The sequence below is a fragment of the Enterococcus hulanensis genome, assembly GCF_005405485.1.
Lineage (GTDB): Bacteria > Bacillota > Bacilli > Lactobacillales > Enterococcaceae > Enterococcus_A > Enterococcus_A hulanensis.
This window is the reverse complement of record NZ_BJED01000009.1, coordinates 65,911-83,019: the sequence shown is the minus strand read 5'-3', so window position 1 is coordinate 83,019 and position 17,109 is coordinate 65,911. Positions and strand designations below refer to the sequence as shown.

At 40.6% G+C, this 17,109-nt stretch carries 16 protein-coding genes; 10 read left to right on the top strand and 6 right to left on the bottom strand.

All coding sequences use genetic code 11. From position 1 onward, the window contains the following. Positions 1 to 27 precede the first annotated feature (27 nt). From FFR60_RS11465 to FFR60_RS11450, 4 genes are all read left to right on the top strand, one after another. Positions 28 to 588, top strand: coding sequence for a TetR/AcrR family transcriptional regulator (locus tag FFR60_RS11465; RefSeq protein ID WP_137664269.1), 561 nt, complete (start codon positions 28 to 30; stop codon positions 586 to 588). Positions 589 to 705: 117 nt separating this feature from the next. After that, on the top strand, positions 706 to 1,143 hold the full coding sequence (locus FFR60_RS11460; protein ID WP_088935891.1) for a DUF948 domain-containing protein: 438 nt from the start codon (positions 706 to 708) through the stop codon (positions 1,141 to 1,143). Positions 1,144 to 1,145: 2 nt separating this feature from the next. After that, positions 1,146 to 1,712, top strand: coding sequence for a YtxH domain-containing protein (locus FFR60_RS11455; protein WP_137664268.1), 567 nt, complete (start codon positions 1,146 to 1,148; stop codon positions 1,710 to 1,712). 116 nt (positions 1,713 to 1,828) lie between these two features. Beyond that, positions 1,829 to 2,311: a helix-turn-helix transcriptional regulator gene (locus FFR60_RS11450; protein WP_137664267.1), complete on the top strand. Its 483-nt coding sequence runs from the start codon at positions 1,829 to 1,831 to the stop codon at positions 2,309 to 2,311. A gap of 46 nt (positions 2,312 to 2,357) precedes the next feature. Here FFR60_RS11450 and FFR60_RS11445 read toward each other — a convergent pair whose 3' ends face one another. Further along, positions 2,358 to 3,458 carry a M24 family metallopeptidase gene (locus FFR60_RS11445; protein ID WP_137664266.1) on the bottom strand — a complete coding sequence of 367 codons (1,101 nt, stop codon included), beginning with the start codon at positions 3,456 to 3,458 and terminating at the stop codon, positions 2,358 to 2,360. A 195-nt stretch (positions 3,459 to 3,653) separates the two neighbouring features. Here FFR60_RS11445 and ccpA point away from each other — a divergent pair, with 195 nt between their 5' ends. Beyond that, positions 3,654 to 4,658: a catabolite control protein A gene (gene ccpA, locus FFR60_RS11440; RefSeq protein WP_088935887.1), complete on the top strand. Its 1,005-nt coding sequence runs from the start codon at positions 3,654 to 3,656 to the stop codon at positions 4,656 to 4,658. 67 nt (positions 4,659 to 4,725) lie between these two features. Here ccpA and treR read toward each other — a convergent pair whose 3' ends face one another. Next, complete coding sequence (treR, locus tag FFR60_RS11435; protein ID WP_137664265.1) at positions 4,726 to 5,448, bottom strand: trehalose operon repressor; 723 nt, start codon at positions 5,446 to 5,448, stop codon at positions 4,726 to 4,728. Positions 5,449 to 5,841: 393 nt separating this feature from the next. On the opposite strand from treR, the gene treP reads away from it, so the two are divergent. Together treP and treC are read left to right on the top strand one after the other, a co-directional pair. Beyond that, on the top strand, positions 5,842 to 7,788 hold the full coding sequence (gene treP, locus FFR60_RS11430; protein WP_137664264.1) for a PTS system trehalose-specific EIIBC component: 1,947 nt from the start codon (positions 5,842 to 5,844) through the stop codon (positions 7,786 to 7,788). A gap of 15 nt (positions 7,789 to 7,803) precedes the next feature. Continuing rightward, positions 7,804 to 9,426: an alpha,alpha-phosphotrehalase gene (gene treC, locus FFR60_RS11425; RefSeq protein WP_137664263.1), complete on the top strand. Its 1,623-nt coding sequence runs from the start codon at positions 7,804 to 7,806 to the stop codon at positions 9,424 to 9,426. 31 nt (positions 9,427 to 9,457) lie between these two features. On the opposite strand, the gene FFR60_RS11420 is transcribed toward treC, so the two are convergent. The 4 genes from FFR60_RS11420 to FFR60_RS11405 all read right to left on the bottom strand — a co-directional run bounded on the left by FFR60_RS11420 (position 9,458) and on the right by FFR60_RS11405 (position 13,588). After that, entirely contained in the window at positions 9,458 to 9,964 is a 507-nt protein-coding gene (locus FFR60_RS11420; RefSeq protein WP_137664262.1) for a QueT transporter family protein, read from the bottom strand. Positions 9,965 to 10,081: 117 nt separating this feature from the next. After that, positions 10,082 to 10,834, bottom strand: coding sequence for a 3-oxoacyl-ACP reductase (locus FFR60_RS11415; protein ID WP_137664261.1), 753 nt, complete (start codon positions 10,832 to 10,834; stop codon positions 10,082 to 10,084). Then, on the bottom strand, positions 10,831 to 11,052 hold the full coding sequence (locus tag FFR60_RS11410; RefSeq protein ID WP_010740040.1) for a DUF2829 domain-containing protein: 222 nt from the start codon (positions 11,050 to 11,052) through the stop codon (positions 10,831 to 10,833). Before FFR60_RS11410 ends, FFR60_RS11415 begins: the two co-directional genes overlap by 4 nt. A gap of 145 nt (positions 11,053 to 11,197) precedes the next feature. Then, a complete protein-coding gene (locus FFR60_RS11405) occupies positions 11,198 to 13,588 on the bottom strand; it encodes a transglycosylase domain-containing protein (RefSeq protein WP_137664260.1) in 2,391 nt (796 codons plus the stop codon). A 331-nt stretch (positions 13,589 to 13,919) separates the two neighbouring features. On the opposite strand from FFR60_RS11405, the gene tyrS reads away from it, so the two are divergent. The 3 genes from tyrS to FFR60_RS11390 all read left to right on the top strand — a co-directional run bounded on the left by tyrS (position 13,920) and on the right by FFR60_RS11390 (position 17,095). Beyond that, complete coding sequence (gene tyrS / locus FFR60_RS11400) at positions 13,920 to 15,182, top strand: tyrosine--tRNA ligase (RefSeq protein ID WP_137664259.1); 1,263 nt, start codon at positions 13,920 to 13,922, stop codon at positions 15,180 to 15,182. A gap of 95 nt (positions 15,183 to 15,277) precedes the next feature. Next, entirely contained in the window at positions 15,278 to 16,183 is a 906-nt protein-coding gene (locus FFR60_RS11395; protein ID WP_137664258.1) for an AEC family transporter, read from the top strand. A 21-nt stretch (positions 16,184 to 16,204) separates the two neighbouring features. After that, positions 16,205 to 17,095 carry a deoxyribonuclease IV gene (locus FFR60_RS11390; RefSeq protein ID WP_137664257.1) on the top strand — a complete coding sequence of 297 codons (891 nt, stop codon included), beginning with the start codon at positions 16,205 to 16,207 and terminating at the stop codon, positions 17,093 to 17,095. The last annotated feature ends 14 nt before the right edge of the window (positions 17,096 to 17,109 follow it).

Below are 17,109 nucleotides of genomic sequence, written 5' to 3'. Positions count from 1 at the left end.
AAATAACGTAAAAGAAAAGGAGACTTAATGAAAACTTCCCGATTGAACAAAGATATCGTCATTGAATGTGCGATGGAGTTGGTCTACGAGTCAGGACTTAATGGCTTGAGACTGAATAAAATCGCTGACCGCCTTGATGTCAAATCTCCTTCGTTGTATACGCATACAGGCAGTGTAACAGAATTGCGGCAGTCAGTCGTGAAACGGGCAATGGAGGATTTTCGCGAACAATTAGTGGATTCGTTATTAGGCAGAGCAGATCTTTGTGCCTTTATCGAATTAGGAAAAACGTGGGCTGCTTTCGCGAAAAGTAAAAACGCATTTTATACTGTGTTTTACGAGAAAGAGTACATAGATTCTTACGAAAAAAATATTGCCGCTTTTCTAAGAGCTGCATTTGATCGAATTTTTACTGTATGTGATTTGACAGATAAAGAGCTTATTCAAGTCGAGCGTGTAATGACAAATTATTTTCGTGGGCATGCAGAGAGTTTTGCTGAAAATACATTTAATGAAACGGATTTGGTCAGTGATTTAGAAATCATTTACAATGGCATCCGTCAAAACTTTACGAAAGTATCTCAATGATTTAATTGAGATGCTTTTTTAATAGTACATATTATAGCTCTTTCTCTTTCATTAATTTCCCTTAGAATGGTATAATTTAAGTTAGCATAATGAGTGAAATATGAGAGGAGCGATTGAATGAGTTTAGGCGGCATTGCTGCAATTATTGCGGCACTTGCATTTGTTGTTTTGGTTATATTCTTAGTGCGTGTCTTAAGCCAAGTTTCAAAAACGGTTGAAAAAGTTGAAACGACGGTGACCGAGGCCAATACAACAATTGATGTTCTTACCAAAGATGTAGATTTACTCATGCAGCAAGTAGAAGGATTGTTAGTTAAAGGCAATCACTTGTTGAATGATATTAACGGAAAAGTTGAAACGATTGATCCATTGTTTACGGCGGTGGCTGATTTGAGTCAGAGTGTCTCTGATTTGAATACTAGCAGTCGTAATTTAGCAGGGAAAGTTGGCGGCGTTGGAAAGAATGCAGCGAAGGCAAGTGTTGCAGGAAAAGTTGGCGCGACCACAATGAGATTCTTTAGAGATCGTAAGACAACAACGAAAACGGAGGGTTAAGAATGGCAAAAAGCGGAAGATTTTTAGCAGGAGCCTTAATCGGCGGGACAGCTGCTGCAGTAGTAGCTTTATTATTAGCACCGAAGTCAGGAAAAGAAATGCGTGAAGATTTAGCGAGAAAAACAGATGAATGGTTAGATCTAGCTTCAGATTATACGGATGATATCGTTACAAAGACAAGTGAGATGGGATCGATCGTGAAAGATCGGGCTTCTGACTTGAGTGAGCAAGCAAGTGATTTGGCTTCAAATGTGAAGGAAACAGTTAGTGATTCTATGGACGACATGGATGATATCACTGCTGATACCTTGGCAGATTTGAAACGTCAAAGCTCTGATTTATCTGATCGTTTCCGTAAAGCGGCAGGCGATGCTAAAGACGTTGCTGAAGATGCCTCGGAAGATATCGTAATTGATGCTAAAGAGACTAAAGAAGACGCTAAAGACACTGTATCTGAAGGTGCAGAAGCTTTGGCTGCTAAAACAAAAGAAATGAATGATGAAACACCTGATTTTTCTGAAGTCAAAGAAGAATTAAAAGAAGAAGTTGAAAAGAATAATCCAGAATAGCATGTAATGATGTAGCCCTTAGCAATTAAGGGCTATTTTTTTAGCCATTGCGTGCGCAACGCATGATATTGCTGTAATCTGAGGTCATAATAATCAATAATTGAGGTGTAGCGAAATTGGAAATAGGAAAAACGATTCGTTCAAAAAGAGAAGAATTGAAGATGACTCAGCAGCAATTGGCCGATCAAATTTATGTGACCCGACAAACCATTTCAAAATGGGAGCTGGGAAAAAGTGAGCCGGATGCCATTTCTAAAAAAAGTTTAGAGAAAGTTTTAGCTGTTCAATTCGTCGAGGCATCTTCTTCAAAAAAAGAGAAGGAGGAAGATTTTTTGAGGAAAATTAAGTGGTTTTTAGGTTTGGCAGTATTTGGGATTGTCTTTCTTCCGTTGCGGGTACTATGGGTAATGATTCGCCGCAATTGGAAACAGCCATGGAATCGGTTTGCATTGCTGCCGGCTGTTTTAGCTTTTTCATTATGGTATTTGCATTCACTTAAAGACAATGTATTCTATTTATTTTTAGCATTGATCATGATTGCTTACTTTAGTACAAGCGCTTATTTTTTCAGTGATCAACGAGCGATAGGAGAGAATTAAAAAAAGGAACACCGATCATTTTTTTGATCGATGTTCCTTTTGTCTTCTATAAGATGGTTAATTCTTTTGAAGTCTTAGTGAATGGAATGCAGCCGTCTTTAGTTACAAACAAGCAGTCTTCGATTCGAACACCGACATCATTTGGCAAGTAAATACCTGGTTCGATCGAGAAGCACATGCCTTCTTTCACTTCCAGATCATTTCCGCCGACGATTTGCGGGAATTCGTGGATCGTTGTTCCGATACCATGCCCTAAACGATGGTTGAAGTATTCACCATAGCCGTGGCTCTCAATAACATCACGGGCCAGTTTATCTAGTTGACCGCAAGTCACACCAGGTTTCACAGCCTCTAGCGCTGCCATATGAGCGTCTAATACGATATTGTAAATATCCTTTTGGTGATCAGTTGGTTTGCCGCAAGCAACTGTTCGAGTCGCATCACTGCAATAGCCGTTAACGATCGTGCCAAGGTCAAACAAAACAAGTTCGTTTTCTTTACAGGTATTTTTCCCTGGGGTGCCGTGGGGGCTGGCAGCGTTTGGTCCAGCCAAGACTTCGGTAGGGAAGGACATTTGTTTAATGCCTTTTTTCTTTAATTCATATTCGATCTCAGCGACGATCTCTTCTTCGGTGACACCTGGCTTCACATGTCTAAACCCAATTTCAAAGGCTAAATCAGCGGTAGAGCCTGCTTCGATCAAACGTTGGCATTCTTCTTCGGTTTTATATAGTTGCAATTCTTGAACTAGCGGAGTTAAGTCAGCTGAAAAATCAGCAGCTGGAAAGGCGTCGCTTAAACGTAAATAACGATCCAATACTAATTGATTTTTTTCTAACGCGATTTTTTTAGGCGAACCGTAGCGTTTTTTGATTTCTTCTACGATGATGGTAAATGGATCTTGGCTGTCTAAGTAGCCCACCACATCATATTCAAAACTGCTGGCTTTTGCATCTTCGACTTCTAAGCCAGGGGCAAATAAAAATGGTTCCTTTTCAAGCGGAATGAACAATGCTAATACACGTTCCATCGGATTACTATCAAATCCGGAGAAGTAACCGATGTGGCTCGCATCAGAGACATAAGCCAAATCTACATCATTTTTTTGCATCCATTTGCGTAGTTCTAAAACTTTTTCTTGGTTCATTAAAGCATCCTTCTTTCTTTTGGCGTTATATTGATTGTAACACTAATAAAATTTATTGAAAAACGATTCTTATAAAACGCTTACACAATTTTAAGGAAAAATGTGTAAAACGGTTGCAATCAGTGAAACAACGTGCTATTATCTTTTAGAAATGTAAATGATATTTTCTGAAAACAAAATCAAAGGAGCATATCCATGGAAAAGCAAACAATTACGATTTATGATGTTGCCCGCGAAGCCAATGTTTCAATGGCAACCGTTTCTCGTGTGGTCAACGGCAACCCAAATGTAAAACCAACAACACGTAAAAAGGTGTTAGAAGTTATTGAACGTCTAGATTATCGTCCAAATGCTGTCGCACGAGGACTAGCAAGCAAGAAAACGACAACAGTCGGTGTAATCATCCCTGATGTCAGCAATATGTTTTTCGCGTCATTAGCACGCGGGATCGATGATATCGCCACAATGTACAAATACAATATTATTTTAGCTAACTCAGATGGAGAAGCGCAAAAAGAAGTGAACGTACTGAACAACTTGTTAGCAAAACAAGTAGACGGTGTGATTTTCATGGGTCATCGCATTACTGATGAAATCCGTGCAGAATTTTCACGTTCAAAAACACCGATCGTTTTAGCTGGTTCAATTGATCCAGATGAACAAGTCGGCAGTGTAAACATTGATTATGCAGCAGCTACGAAAGAGTCTATCGACTTATTAGCCAAACACGGCAATAAGAAAATTGCTTTCATCAGCGGCGCGTTGATCGATGCAATCAATGGACAAGCTCGGATGGGCGGTTATAAAGAAGCCTTAGCTGACAATGGCTTAGATTATAATGAAGGCTTGATTTTTGAAGCCCCTTATAATTTTAAAGAAGGTTTGGCTTTGACTGACCGTATCTTAAACAGCGGCGCAACAGCTGCTTACGTCACTGACGATGAGTTGGCGATTGGTTTGTTAGATGGTTTGATCGATAAAGGTGTGAAAGTTCCTGAAGACTTTGAAATCATCACAAGCAATGATTCATTGTTAACAGATGTGGCTCGTCCACGCCTAAGCAGTGTGACCCAACCGTTATATGATATCGGTGCAGTAGCAATGCGTCTATTAACAAAAATGATGAACAAAGAAGACATTGAACAAAAAACGATCGAATTGCCACACGGTATCTTCGAAAAAGGTTCAACCAAACAATAATTCAAGAAAGACTGTGCTGAAAAAATCAGCACAGTCTTTTCATTTAGTAATTTATCTCATAAGATCACTACATAGTAGAAGGGTGGCGCCGGGCAAAATCGAAAAAGCGAAATTTATCGACCTGATGGCGGCTCTCGGTATATTGAAATTGACGAGCATCACTGGTGAAGACTCGACTTTTTACTGAAACGATATTGATATCATGCTGATTTAAGTCTAATAAATCACGATCCTCGTCAGTCAATGCGTCGATCGTGATTTCTTTTTCTGCAAAAGCGATGTTCAATCCCAATTGGTTTTCAAAATAGCGATAGATCGAATCTTTGGCTATTTCAGTATCCAGCTCGGGAATAGTTGATGTCAGCAGTATATCCTTATCGAGAATTACTTTTTTCTGATCGATCGCACGCGTGCGAATCAATTCCCAACAAACAACTCCCGCTTCAAAGCCAGTAACACGAGTCATTTTCTCATCGATCACAATTTTTTTTAGACTGACGACCTCGGTGCTGCTGTCGTAGCCGTAGGAATTTTGCAGTTCCTTGTAACTAGTCAAGCCAGAAACAGGAAAACGCAACTGCTCCCGCTTTAATACCAGCGACCCCTTGCCTTGAATTTTTTGAATGTAACCATTCGCCATTAAAAGCGATAGGGCTTTACGAATCGTATCACGCGAGACATGATACGTTTGCCGCAGCTTATTTTCGCTAGGCAGATAAGAGCCCGCTTCATAGACACCTTTTAAAATTCCGCGTTCGATTGCTTGATAGATCACTTCATAGTTTTTCAAACTGTCCACCTTCTTCATTTTTTCTATTTCCAGACTGGCTGGTTAGCACAAAAAATCCTGTCCAGAATGATATCTCGACTTGTCCGTATAAGTAATTTCATTATACAAAGAAAAAAACTACAAGTAAAACGCTTTCTGACAGATAGTAAAAATAAAAATGAGTAAATTTTTATTTTTGCTAGGACTTGTTTGGTTTCTTCCCCACCTGTAGGTAACAATAAGACTGATAAATCCTTAATAAAATCCGTTATCTTGAATTAAAATGAGAATTCTCTAATAAATGATAATCTGCCATGAATGTAAGCGATTTACAAAAAAGCTTAAACCAACTATAGTAAAAGTATCAGCTGAACTTATCCATACAAGTTAAAAATTATTCGGAGGGAAAAAACGATGGGAAAATATGAAAAGGATACAAAGGACCTGCTGGCAGCCATTGGCGGTAAGAAAAACATTTCCGCGGTTACTCACTGTGCAACACGGATGCGCTTTGTGCTAAATGATCCGAAAAAAGCGGATGAAGAGCGTATCGAGGACATTCCTAGTGTCAAAGGCATGTTTACAAATGCAGGACAGTTTCAAGTAATTATCGGAAATGATGTAGCAGTTTTTTATAATGAGTTTGCTAAGATTTCAGGAGTAGAAGGTGTTTCTAAAGAGGCGGCGAAATCTGCGGCCAAACAAAATCAGAATCCAGTCCAACGCGCCATTACTGTTTTAGCAGAAATTTTTACCCCGTTATTACCAGCAATTATTGTCGGCGGTTTGATTTTAGGGTTCCGTAATATTTTAGAAGCTGTGCCAATGGGCTGGCTAAATGGTCAAACAATCGTGGAAGCTTCAACTTTTTGGAATGGCGTCAATGGTTTCTTATGGCTGCCGGGTGAAGCGATCTTCCACTTCTTACCAGTTGGTATTACTTGGAGTATCGCCCGTAAGATGGGTGCTACTGAAATTTTAGGGATCGTCCTAGGTATCACATTGGTTTCACCGCAGTTACTAAATGCTTACGCAGTAAACGGAACAACCGCTGCAGAAATTGCAAAGAACTGGACATGGGACTTTGGCTTCTTCACTGTTGATAAAATTGGTTATCAAGCCCAAGTTATTCCAGCGATGCTGGCAGGTTTCTTACTGGTTTATCTAGAACGTTTCTTCCGTAAACGTATCCCAGAAGCAGTATCAATGATTTTCGTTCCATTCTTCTCTTTACTACCAACGATTTTGGCAGCCCATATTATTTTAGGGCCAATTGGTTGGAAAATCGGAACAGCGATTTCAGCGGTCGTAAATGCTGGTCTGACTTCTAGCTTCAGCTGGTTGTTCGGCGGTATCTTCGGAGCACTGTATTCACCGCTGGTTATTACTGGTCTGCATCATACGACATTAGCGATCGATTCCCAATTGATTGCCGACTTTGGTTCAACGAACTTATGGCCAATGATCTGCTTATCAAATATTGCTCAAGGGGCGGCTGTTTTGGCAGTAGTATTCGCTCATCGCGGCAATAAAAAAGAAGAACAAGTGTCCATCCCATCTGTTATCTCTTCATGGTTAGGGGTTACAGAACCGGCGATGTTCGGGATTAACTTGAAATACACCTATCCGTTTATTGCAGCTATGATCGGCAGCGGGATTGCCGGATTATTCGTTACCTTGTTTAAAGTTCGTGCATTGTCAATTGGTGTCGGTGGATTACCAGGGATTTTAGCCATTCGTCCGCAAGACTATGTGATCTTTATCATCGCTATGGTTATTGCGATCGCCGTGCCGTTTGTATTAACATTGACTTTCCGTCGCATCGGATTATTCAATAAAATCGATCGGATCGAAGAAGGAAATGTTCCATCTTTAGACAATGAAGTTGCTAAAAAAGCTGGTTCGGTTGTTGAATTATTTGCACCGATCGCAGGCATGCTGCATCCATTAAGCAGTGCCAAAGATCCAGTTTTTGCTGAAGGAATGATGGGACAAGGGGTCGTGATTGATCCAAGCGAAGGGAAATTGGTCGCACCATTTGATGGTCAAATCAGTTTATTATTCCCAACCAAACATGCGATCGGCTTAGTCAGCACAGAAGGGACTGAGGTATTGATCCATATCGGGATCGATACAGTACAATTAGACGGCAAGCATTTTACTAGTCATGTAGAGCAAGGCGACAGCGTCAAAAAGGGTCAGCTGTTGATGGAATTTGATGTTGAGGCGATCAAGGCGGAAGGATATGAAGTTCAAACGCCAATCATTGTGACAAACTCGACTGATTTTCAAGTAGACCCATTGATTGATGAGGCACCTGTGACGAGCGCAGAGAAAATATTATTGGCAACAGAATTATAGAAGTTGGAGGACATCATGAGTTTTAAAGAGAAAGTAATCTATCAAATTTATCCCAAATCGTTTTTAGATACAAATCAAGATGGCATTGGAGATTTGCCGGGGATCAAGCAAAAAATCCCTTACTTGAAACGACTAGGTGTTGATATGATTTGGTTAAGTCCAATCTATCCGAGTCCGCAAAATGATAATGGGTATGATGTTGCCAATTACACGGCGATTAATCCCATGTTTGGGACAATGACTGATTTTGAAAATCTAATGGCAACCGCAAAAGAGCATGGGATTGAAATCATGCTGGATATGGTTTTCAACCATGTCTCGACGAACCATGAATGGTTTCAAAAGGCATTAGCTGGTGATAAAAAATATCAAGATTACTTTATTTTACGCGACGAGCCGACAGATTGGGTCTCAAAATTCGGTGGAAACGCCTGGGCCCCCTTTGGTGATACGGATAAATACTATTTGCATTTGTTTGATAAAACGCAGGCCGATTTAAATTGGCGCAACCCAGAAGTACGGGAAGAATTATTTGAAGTCCTGCGCTTTTGGATGGACAAGGGGGTAAAGGGATTCCGTTTTGACGTGATCAACTTGATCGGCAAGGATGAGGTTTTGAATGATTGCGCTGAAAATGACGGCAAACCAGCTTATACGGATCGTCCCATTACTCATGATTATATCCACATGATGAACCAAGCAACCTTTGGCAAAGAGGCTGAAATCATTACAGTTGGCGAAATGAGTTTTACCTCGGTGGAAAATTGTATTTTATATACCAAGCCTGAACGGGAAGAACTAAATATGACGTTCAATTTCCATCATTTAAAAGTTGATTATGAAGATGGAAAAAAATGGACGCAGATGCCCTTTGATTTTGCACGATTAAAAGAATTGTTTCATACTTGGGGAACGCAGATGAGTGAAGAAAGCGGCTGGAATGCACTTTTCTGGAATAATCACGATCAGCCGCGGGCCTTGAATCGATTTGTCGATGTGGATAACTATCGAGTAGCGGGGGCTAAAATGTTAGCGAGTGCGATCCACTTGAATCGCGGAACACCTTACATTTATATGGGAGAAGAAATCGGGATGGTCGATCCAGATTTTGATTCCATGGAAAGATATGTTGATGTGGAAAGTTTAAATGCTTATCAAGAATTACTGCTTGCAGGAAAAACTGAGCAAGAGGCTTTTGAGATCGTCAAAGCGAAATCACGGGACAATTCTCGCACACCGATGCAGTGGGATAGTGGAGAGTACAACGGCTTTTCAGATGTTGCACCGTGGTTGGCAGTAGGAAAGTCAGCAAACGAAATCAACGTAGCAAAAGAATTGCAAGAAGGTTCGGTATTCAACTACTATCAAAAATTGATCCAGCTGCGTAAAGAGTACCCAGTAATCGCTGAAGGCAGCTATGAAGTGTTTTTACCGGATCACCCACAAATTTATGGCTATATTCGCCGTTTTGAAGGGCATAGTCTGCTGGTCCTTAATAACTTTTTCGCTAAAGAAACGACGATCGAGTTACCAGCAGAATTTCAAAAAGGCGAGGTCTTGATCTCTAATTATGATAATGAAGAACTCAATCAAGATTTCACATTGAAGCCTTATCAATCAATTGCTGTTTATCGTTAAAAAATACGCGTGAGCAAATTTGCTCACGCGTTTATTTTGTTAAATCAATTCGTTTATTTATCAAGTAGATCAACACACCGCCTAGCGACATAGAAAGCAGTTCGCCTAAGCCGATGATCAGCCAATTGAAGAAAAAGGGAGCTTGATAGAAAAAGCTCAGTTGACCAGCAACCGTAAACATCGAAAAGGCAAAAATCAATGCAGTGATGATCATTTTTTTCTTAAGGCTCTTAATTTTTTTAGTTGCGACTCGACAGATCAATAAAACGATCAAGGTAGAAATACTGCCTAATAGGACATCCACGATACCAAGTGGCGAGGCTAGATTGGCGATTGCAACGCCCAGCGTCACCGCGATAGTGTAGCGTTTGTTAAAAAGAGGCATGTAGTTGAACATTTCCGCAATGCGGAGTTGGATCGCGCCAAAACTAATGATGGATAAAACAATGGTGACAGCAACATATAGTCCGGTCACTACGGCCATTTTTGCCGTGTCGGTGGTGGTCCAGCGTTGCGCTGAACTTTTTTCAAGATTCATTTTTTTAGCTCCTTTACAAGACAGTGTCTCGTTAATAACTGCGACCAAAGGATTGAAGTGCCGCAGTGCGAAATTATCGCTATCATTTATCTTAGATGATTTCACAAAAATTGCAAGTTATTTCAAAAGCCAGCCGCCATCGATTGGTAAAATATTTCCCTGCATGTACCGTGCCTCATCACTGGCTAAGAACAAGGTGGCGTAGGCTACTTCCTGTGGATCAGCCCAACGTTTAACAGGCGTTTCTTCTGCTACCCATTTAGCCATCTGACCGTCGCCAGCAAAGTCCGCTTGGTTCATAGGCGTATTGATTGCTCCAGGCGCGATGGCGTTGACATGGAGTTCTTTGGCCGCATAGTCTAAAGCCAATTGCTTGGTGAAGCCAACAATGGCGTGTTTGCTAGTAGTATAGGCGATTCCGCCGCCGCCAGCGACAAGTCCGGCGATCGAAGCCATATTGATAACTGTTCCTCGATTAGCTAAAAGCTCCGGCAACAATAATTTTGTCAATGTGAACATACTTTTTACATTGGTCTCCCAAATGCGATCCCACAACTCTTCCTCGGTTTCATGCAGCGGCAGATAGTCATCCAGCACCCCGGCAGTATTTAGTAAGATATCGACTGTTCCGAAAAGCTCATGACATTCTTGTCGCGCCTCCTGCAAGCTTTTTTTATCACGGACATCGCCAATGAAATAAGCCAGCTGTTCAGGAAAGTTTCTTTGCAGCTCCTCTAAAAGTTGTTTTTGCTTATCAAAAGCGAAAACACGGGCACCATTAGCTAAAAAGGCCTGCGCTTGAGCCGCTCCAATCCCCGAAGCCGCTCCCGTGACAAAAACAACTTTACCAGTAAAATCAACAGTCATCATTCAACGATTTTCCAGTCTTCAGCCAGAATATCACAAACGGTTGGTGCAAAGCTGGAGAAGCCTTCATCGGCTGTTTTGATTAAAAAGTAAGGCGTCACTGGTGAGCCATCAAACACTTCACCTTCCACTAGGGTTACATATAACTCAAAGCCGCCCCAGCCTTCACGAATAATTTTTGCGCCTTTTTTTAGTTCAGGCAAGATTTCTTCAAATGTCATTGATCGTTCCTCCGTTCAAAAATTCTTTGTCTTTTGGTAGGATACCAAAAAGCTGATAGTGCCACAAGGTGATTAAGTATATAGAACAATTAGGAAAACAAAAATAAAAGACCTCTCTGTAAAAGAGAAGCCTTCTATCAAAAATTTAATCATCTGTTTTTGTTTCTTCATTATCTTTGTCATCGTCTTTGCTTTTGGTGCTGGCTTTATTGCGAGTATTCCAATAAGTCTTGTAATCATCATCGGTTCCGCCGATACCAAATTCATAGGTATTATCGGCTGGACCATCCTTCGCCCAAAGCGAGGTCGTCTCGCCGCTTGGTACTTGATAATTGGTACCGTTGTGATTTACTTTTCCAGGTTTTAATCCTGTGAAATCAGATACTTTGACCTGTTTGACGTCATCGGATAACTCGAATTCTTCGTCTACACCAAAGACATTCGGGTTGACTTGATAGATTCGTCCAGCAAGATAAGCCATGTAGGTCGCTGTCCGATTTCCCGCGCCATCATTCATCGGTTTGTTGTCATCTCGTCCAGTCCATGTTCCTAATGTAATAGAAGGAGTGGAAACGATCAGCCAATTATCGGCATAATTATCAGTTGTACCGGTTTTCCCGACCCAGTCAGCAGTGCTTAGTTGATAGTTCACTCCGCTTAAAATAGATTTAAATGGCGTCGTGTGCTGTTCGGTTATAACACTGCGCATCATATCATTCATGATCGAAGCAGTTGCTTTTGAGAACACTTGTACAGGAGCATCTTTGTGCTTATAGATTTCTTTGCCTGTACTGTCCGTGATTGAATCAATCAAGTAGCCTTGTTGATAAACACCACCATTAGCCAAGGTTTGGAATCCGTTGACTTCTGTTAACGTAGTCACGTCCGTCGTTCCTAAGGGGGCAGATTCAACTCCCCAAGCATCAGATGTAGGATAATTCATTTTCTTCAAATAATTATCGTAAGCAAATTGATCAGAGCCTTTAGTTGCCAGCATATCTTGATACACATGATATGCGGTAATATTGGTAGATTGAACAAGAGCCTGTCGTGCTGTTTGGAAGGTTTTAGAACCTTTATTTTCAGCATTCGCTAATTCCTTGCCAGCATGTTCACCATGTTGATACTTCATTGGGAAATCGGCAATTCGTGTTGCACTGCCTAATAGTCCTTGGTCAATCGCAGGACCATAGACTAATACCGGTTTGATGGAGGAACCTGCTTGTCGAGCGGTATCAAAGGCATGATTATTTTGGTTGGTGTTGTAATCACGACTGCCGACAAAGCCGTAGATGCGGCCTGTTTTGTTATCCATCAGCACTGTTCCCGGTTCAACTGTTGCGCCAGAACCATCATCTAAGTATTGCCCATATTCAGCGACACCTAATCGCATCGCATCATAAATATTTTTGTCGATTGTGGATTTTACAACCAAACCTTGATTTTGCATTTTGACTTTGGCTTGTTCAACATAGCGATTACGGGTTTCTTCTTTATTGTAATCCGCATCACTGACGCCGTCTTCTTTGGCCTGTTGTTTTGCCACGATACTGATAGCTTCATTATAAACGGTATAATACAAGAAGCCGTGTTGTTGTACTTCCACGTCTTGCCGCGCTTGGAAGTCTTTTGAGAGGTCATATTTTTTTGCGTCTTCATATTCTTTTTTTGAAATCATTTGTTCACGATACATATTGAAAAGGACATCATCTTTTCGAGCCATCCCAAGGGAGTAATCTTGTTTTAGATCACCGGTATTGGTATATGGACTGTAAACAATCGGACTTTGCGGCAGACCAGCAATAAATGCCGATTGCGGCAGATTCAAGTCTTTTGCATGGACACCAAAGATACCAATTGCAGCTTCTTCGACTCCGGCAATGTTTTGACCTTTGTTATTACGGCCAAAAGGAGAAACGTTTAGATAAGCCGTTAAGATTTCATCTTTACTTAGATATTTTTCCAAATCCAATGCCAAGACAATTTCATTGGCTTTCCGTTTGAAGGAAGTCTCATTAGTTAACACCTGCTGCTTGATCAGCTGTTGCGTAAGGGTAGAACCACCAGAACCAGCCCCAAAGCCGACTACTTCACCCAGCAAAGCCCGGACAACAGCTTTAGGAACAACACCATCATGTTCATAAAAGTTCTCATCCTCTGTGGCAACTAATGCTTTTTTCACCCATTGAGAAATTTCATCAGAATTTATCTTTTCGCGAATCGGATCAGCTTGAATCGTTGCTAGCTCTTGTTCATCAGCGTAGAGCAGTTTAGACGATTCCGCGATGTCGCCAACTTTTTGCTTCATTTCTGATTTTGTCGGCGTCGGTGTTCCTTCGACAAGGTGAGCAAAATACCCAGCACCAATCCCGACCACAAGCATGCCGCCTAAAAAGAGCACAACGACTAAGCCAAGCAGCAATGACTTGACCACCCGCAATGAAACATTCAGCGCAAAAGAACCGCCCAGAGTAGCTCTGGATTTACTTTTACTGCTCTTTTTCGGTTGCTTGTTTATTTTTTTCTTGTGAGCCAAAAAGTCCACCTCATTAGATTCTATTCATTTTAATTATCTGTTGAATTATAGCAAAGTTTTACTTCTATTAACAAGCGGATGCAATGTTTGTAATCAAAACTTCAACTAATTGTTAAGTAAAACAAAACAAACATTATTACATTGCTTGGTCTCTTTATCTCAAGAAGATTTTTTATTGAGACGGAACTTCGACTATTTCCAGCGAATAGCTTTTATTTCCCTGTTTTTTCAGTTAATATGGGAAAGTATAAATCATTTAGGAATGATATGCAGAATAAGCAAATGTTTAACTTTTTAAGTAAAACATCATAACAAATTAGGAGGATAAAAAATGCATTCAGACTTTTTCCAAGAATTAAAAGCCCGTGGCTTAATTTTTCAAGTAACAGACGAAGCAGCCCTAGAAAAACAATTAAATGAAGAGTCTGTTAAACTATATATCGGCTTTGACCCGACTGCAGACAGTCTGCATATTGGTCATTTATTACCGATTTTGACGTTGCGTCGTTTCCAGCAAAACGGACACGTGCCAATTGCTTTGGTTGGCGGCGGGACCGGGATGATTGGGGACCCTTCATTTAAGGATGCAGAACGTCAATTAAATACTTTAGACACTGTTCAGAACTGGTCGCAAAGTATTAAAAATCAGCTTTCTGGAATCATTGACTTTGAAAATAAAGAAAATCCAGCGATTGTTGCGAATAACTATGAATGGTTAGGCGAGTTAAAGCTGATCGAATTTTTACGTGATGTAGGTAAAAACTTCACGATCAATTATATGATGAGTAAAGAAAGTGTCAAACGTCGGATCGAATCTGGGATTTCTTACACGGAATTCGCGTACCAATTATTACAAGCATACGATTTCTATGAATTGAATAAACGCTACGGCTGTTTATTACAGCTTGGCGGCAGCGACCAATGGGGAAACATTACATCAGGGATCGAATTAATCCGTCGTGAAGAAGGCAAACAGGCTTTTGGCTTGACGATGCCCTTAATCACTAAAGCCGATGGAACAAAATTTGGGAAAACTGAAGGCAATGCTGTTTGGTTGGACTCAGAAAAGACTTCTCCATATGAGTTTTACCAATTCTGGATCAACACAGATGATCGAGACGCGATTAAATTCTTGAAATACTTTACTTTCTTAGGTTTAGAAGAAATCGATGGGATTGAAAAAGAATTTACCGCGGCACCGGAACAACGTGCGGCTCAAAAAGCGCTGGCTAAGGAAGTCACAGTCTTAGTTCACGGCGAAGAAGCCTATAATCAAGCCGTTCATATTTCTGAAGCATTATTCAGCGGCGATGTTAAAAACTTAAATGCAGAAGAAATCAAACAAGGCTTTAAGAATGTTCCGAGCTACCAAGTTCAAGCGGATGATAATCTAAACCTTGTGGAAATTTTATTAACTGCCGGGATTGAGAATTCAAAACGTCAAGCACGTGAAGATATCAACAATGGTGCGATCTATATCAATGGAGATCGCGTACAAGATGTGGCGTACACATTAAGTGATCAAGATAAATTATCAGATGAATACATCGTTGTTCGTCGTGGTAAGAAAAAATATTTTGTTTTACAATTTTAAGCATAATTACGAGAGGGATTGGACCAATTTTTTGGAGCAATCCTCTTTCTTTATGGTGAGCGGTAAGCGTTTTAGATGGCAGATGGGGTGAGCATGTGAGAGCAGTTTTATTAAACTCGTTAGGATTATTTGTTATTATCTTGATAGGGTATCTAACGAAACGATTAAATATATTGATGAAAGCAGACGGCTCGATGATTTCAAAAATCGTCGTCAATGTCACACTGCCAGCAGCGATCATCGTGAACCTGCAGTTTTTGGAGGTAAAGAATCAATTATTGCTGCTGATTATAGCGGGACTGCTTTTGAATCTAGTAATGATCATTATTGGTCATTTTTTATCTAAAAAACAGGATCAGGTGGAACGCGAATTTTTGATGTATGGCGTTTCCGGCTACAATATCGGGAATTTCGCGATCCCATTTGTCCAAAGTTTTATGCCGCTGGCGATTCCTATTTTATCTTTCTTTGATATTGGGAACAGCGTGATGCTGGCCGGGGGATCGAATGTTGTAATCGAAGGAATCAGCGGCAGCAATGCAGAACGACCAACTGCTAAAAAGGTTTTAGGACGTTTGGGACGCTCAGTGCCATTTCTCTGCTATTTGTTTATGCTGGTCTTTCGTATTTTAAAAGTCGATTTGCCGGAAGCTGTTTTTCAGATTGCGCAACCGATTGCTAATGCGAATACATTCTTATCAATGTTTATGATCGGTTTGTTTTTGGAACTGCGTCTGCCGAAAAAAGATTTGGCTTTAGTCTTTCGTGTTCTAGCGATCAAATATGGTGTCGGTATCTTATTAGTGATTCTGTTTATGCTGATGCCGTTTCCCAATATGATCAAAATCGTTTTATGCCTGGTTTCAGTCGGACCGATTCCGACATTTGGTGTAATCAATAGTGTAGCTGCAGGAATGCGAGCCGAAGTGGTAGGTTTTACCTCATCTCTCAGCTTCTTGATTAGCTTGCCGTTGATGACGAGTTTGTTGCTATTCCTATAAATAAAAAATCTGGAGGTTTTTATGTTAATTGGTTCTCATGTAAGTATGAAGGGAAAAGAAATGTTACTAGGTGCGGCACAAGAAGCTGCCAGCTATAAGGCCTCGACCTTTATGATTTATAGCGGTGCTCCGCAAAATACTCGTCGTAAATCAGTAGACGAGATGAATATTCCAGCTGGAGAAGAATTCATGAAAGAGCACGGCTTATCGAATATTGTTATGCACGCGCCGTATATCATTAATTTGGGTAACACTAAAAAGCCGGAGATGTTTCCATTTGCGGTCCAATTTTTGCGTGACGAAATCATGCGGGCAGAGGCTTTAGGTGCTATGCAGATCACTTTGCACCCCGGCGCTCACGTAGGAGCTGGTGAAAAAGCTGGTTTGGATCAAATCATCAAAGGTTTGAATGAAGTGCTGACCAAGGATCAACGGGCACAAATTGCGTTGGAAACAATGGCAGGCAAAGGGACAGAGTTAGGAAAAACATTTGAAGAACTAGCTTATATCATCGATGGCGTAACATTGAATGAAAAATTATCAGTGACCTTTGATACTTGTCACACTAATGACGCCGGCTACAATGTGAAAGATGATTTTGATGGTGTTTTAGACGAGTTTGATCGGGTGATCGGCTTGGATCGTTTAAAAGTGGTCCATGTGAATGATTCAAAAAATCCAATCGCCTCTCATAAGGATCGGCATGCGAATATTGGTTTTGGTACGATTGGCTTTGATACCTTGAATGCTATTGTCCATCATGAAAAATTGAAGGACTTGCCGAAAATTTTAGAAACTCCTTATGTTGGGCCTGATAAAAAGAATCAGTACGCGCCTTACGGTTTTGAAATCGCTATGCTAAAAGATGGAAAATTTGATCCTGATTTATTGGAAAAAATTCAGGCACAATAAGAAAAGAAGCACAT

Excerpts from the sequence above, each read along its gene's own strand:
- treC (WP_137664263.1), top strand. The coding sequence starts at position 7,804 with ATGAGTTTTAAAGAGAAAGTAATCTATCAAATTTATCCCAAATCGTTT.
- FFR60_RS11390 (WP_137664257.1), top strand. The coding sequence starts at position 16,205 with ATGTTAATTGGTTCTCATGTAAGTATGAAGGGAAAAGAAATGTTACTA.
- FFR60_RS11415 (WP_137664261.1), bottom strand. The coding sequence starts at position 10,834 with ATGATGACTGTTGATTTTACTGGTAAAGTTGTTTTTGTCACGGGAGCG.
- FFR60_RS11465 (WP_137664269.1), top strand. The coding sequence starts at position 28 with ATGAAAACTTCCCGATTGAACAAAGATATCGTCATTGAATGTGCGATG.
- FFR60_RS11445 (WP_137664266.1), bottom strand. The coding sequence starts at position 3,458 with ATGAACCAAGAAAAAGTTTTAGAACTACGCAAATGGATGCAAAAAAAT.
- FFR60_RS11455 (WP_137664268.1), top strand. The coding sequence starts at position 1,146 with ATGGCAAAAAGCGGAAGATTTTTAGCAGGAGCCTTAATCGGCGGGACA.
- FFR60_RS11420 (WP_137664262.1), bottom strand. The coding sequence starts at position 9,964 with ATGAATCTTGAAAAAAGTTCAGCGCAACGCTGGACCACCACCGACACG.
- treP (WP_137664264.1), top strand. The coding sequence starts at position 5,842 with ATGGGAAAATATGAAAAGGATACAAAGGACCTGCTGGCAGCCATTGGC.
- tyrS (WP_137664259.1), top strand. The coding sequence starts at position 13,920 with ATGCATTCAGACTTTTTCCAAGAATTAAAAGCCCGTGGCTTAATTTTT.
- FFR60_RS11460 (WP_088935891.1), top strand. The coding sequence starts at position 706 with ATGAGTTTAGGCGGCATTGCTGCAATTATTGCGGCACTTGCATTTGTT.
- ccpA (WP_088935887.1), top strand. The coding sequence starts at position 3,654 with ATGGAAAAGCAAACAATTACGATTTATGATGTTGCCCGCGAAGCCAAT.
- FFR60_RS11410 (WP_010740040.1), bottom strand. The coding sequence starts at position 11,052 with ATGACATTTGAAGAAATCTTGCCTGAACTAAAAAAAGGCGCAAAAATT.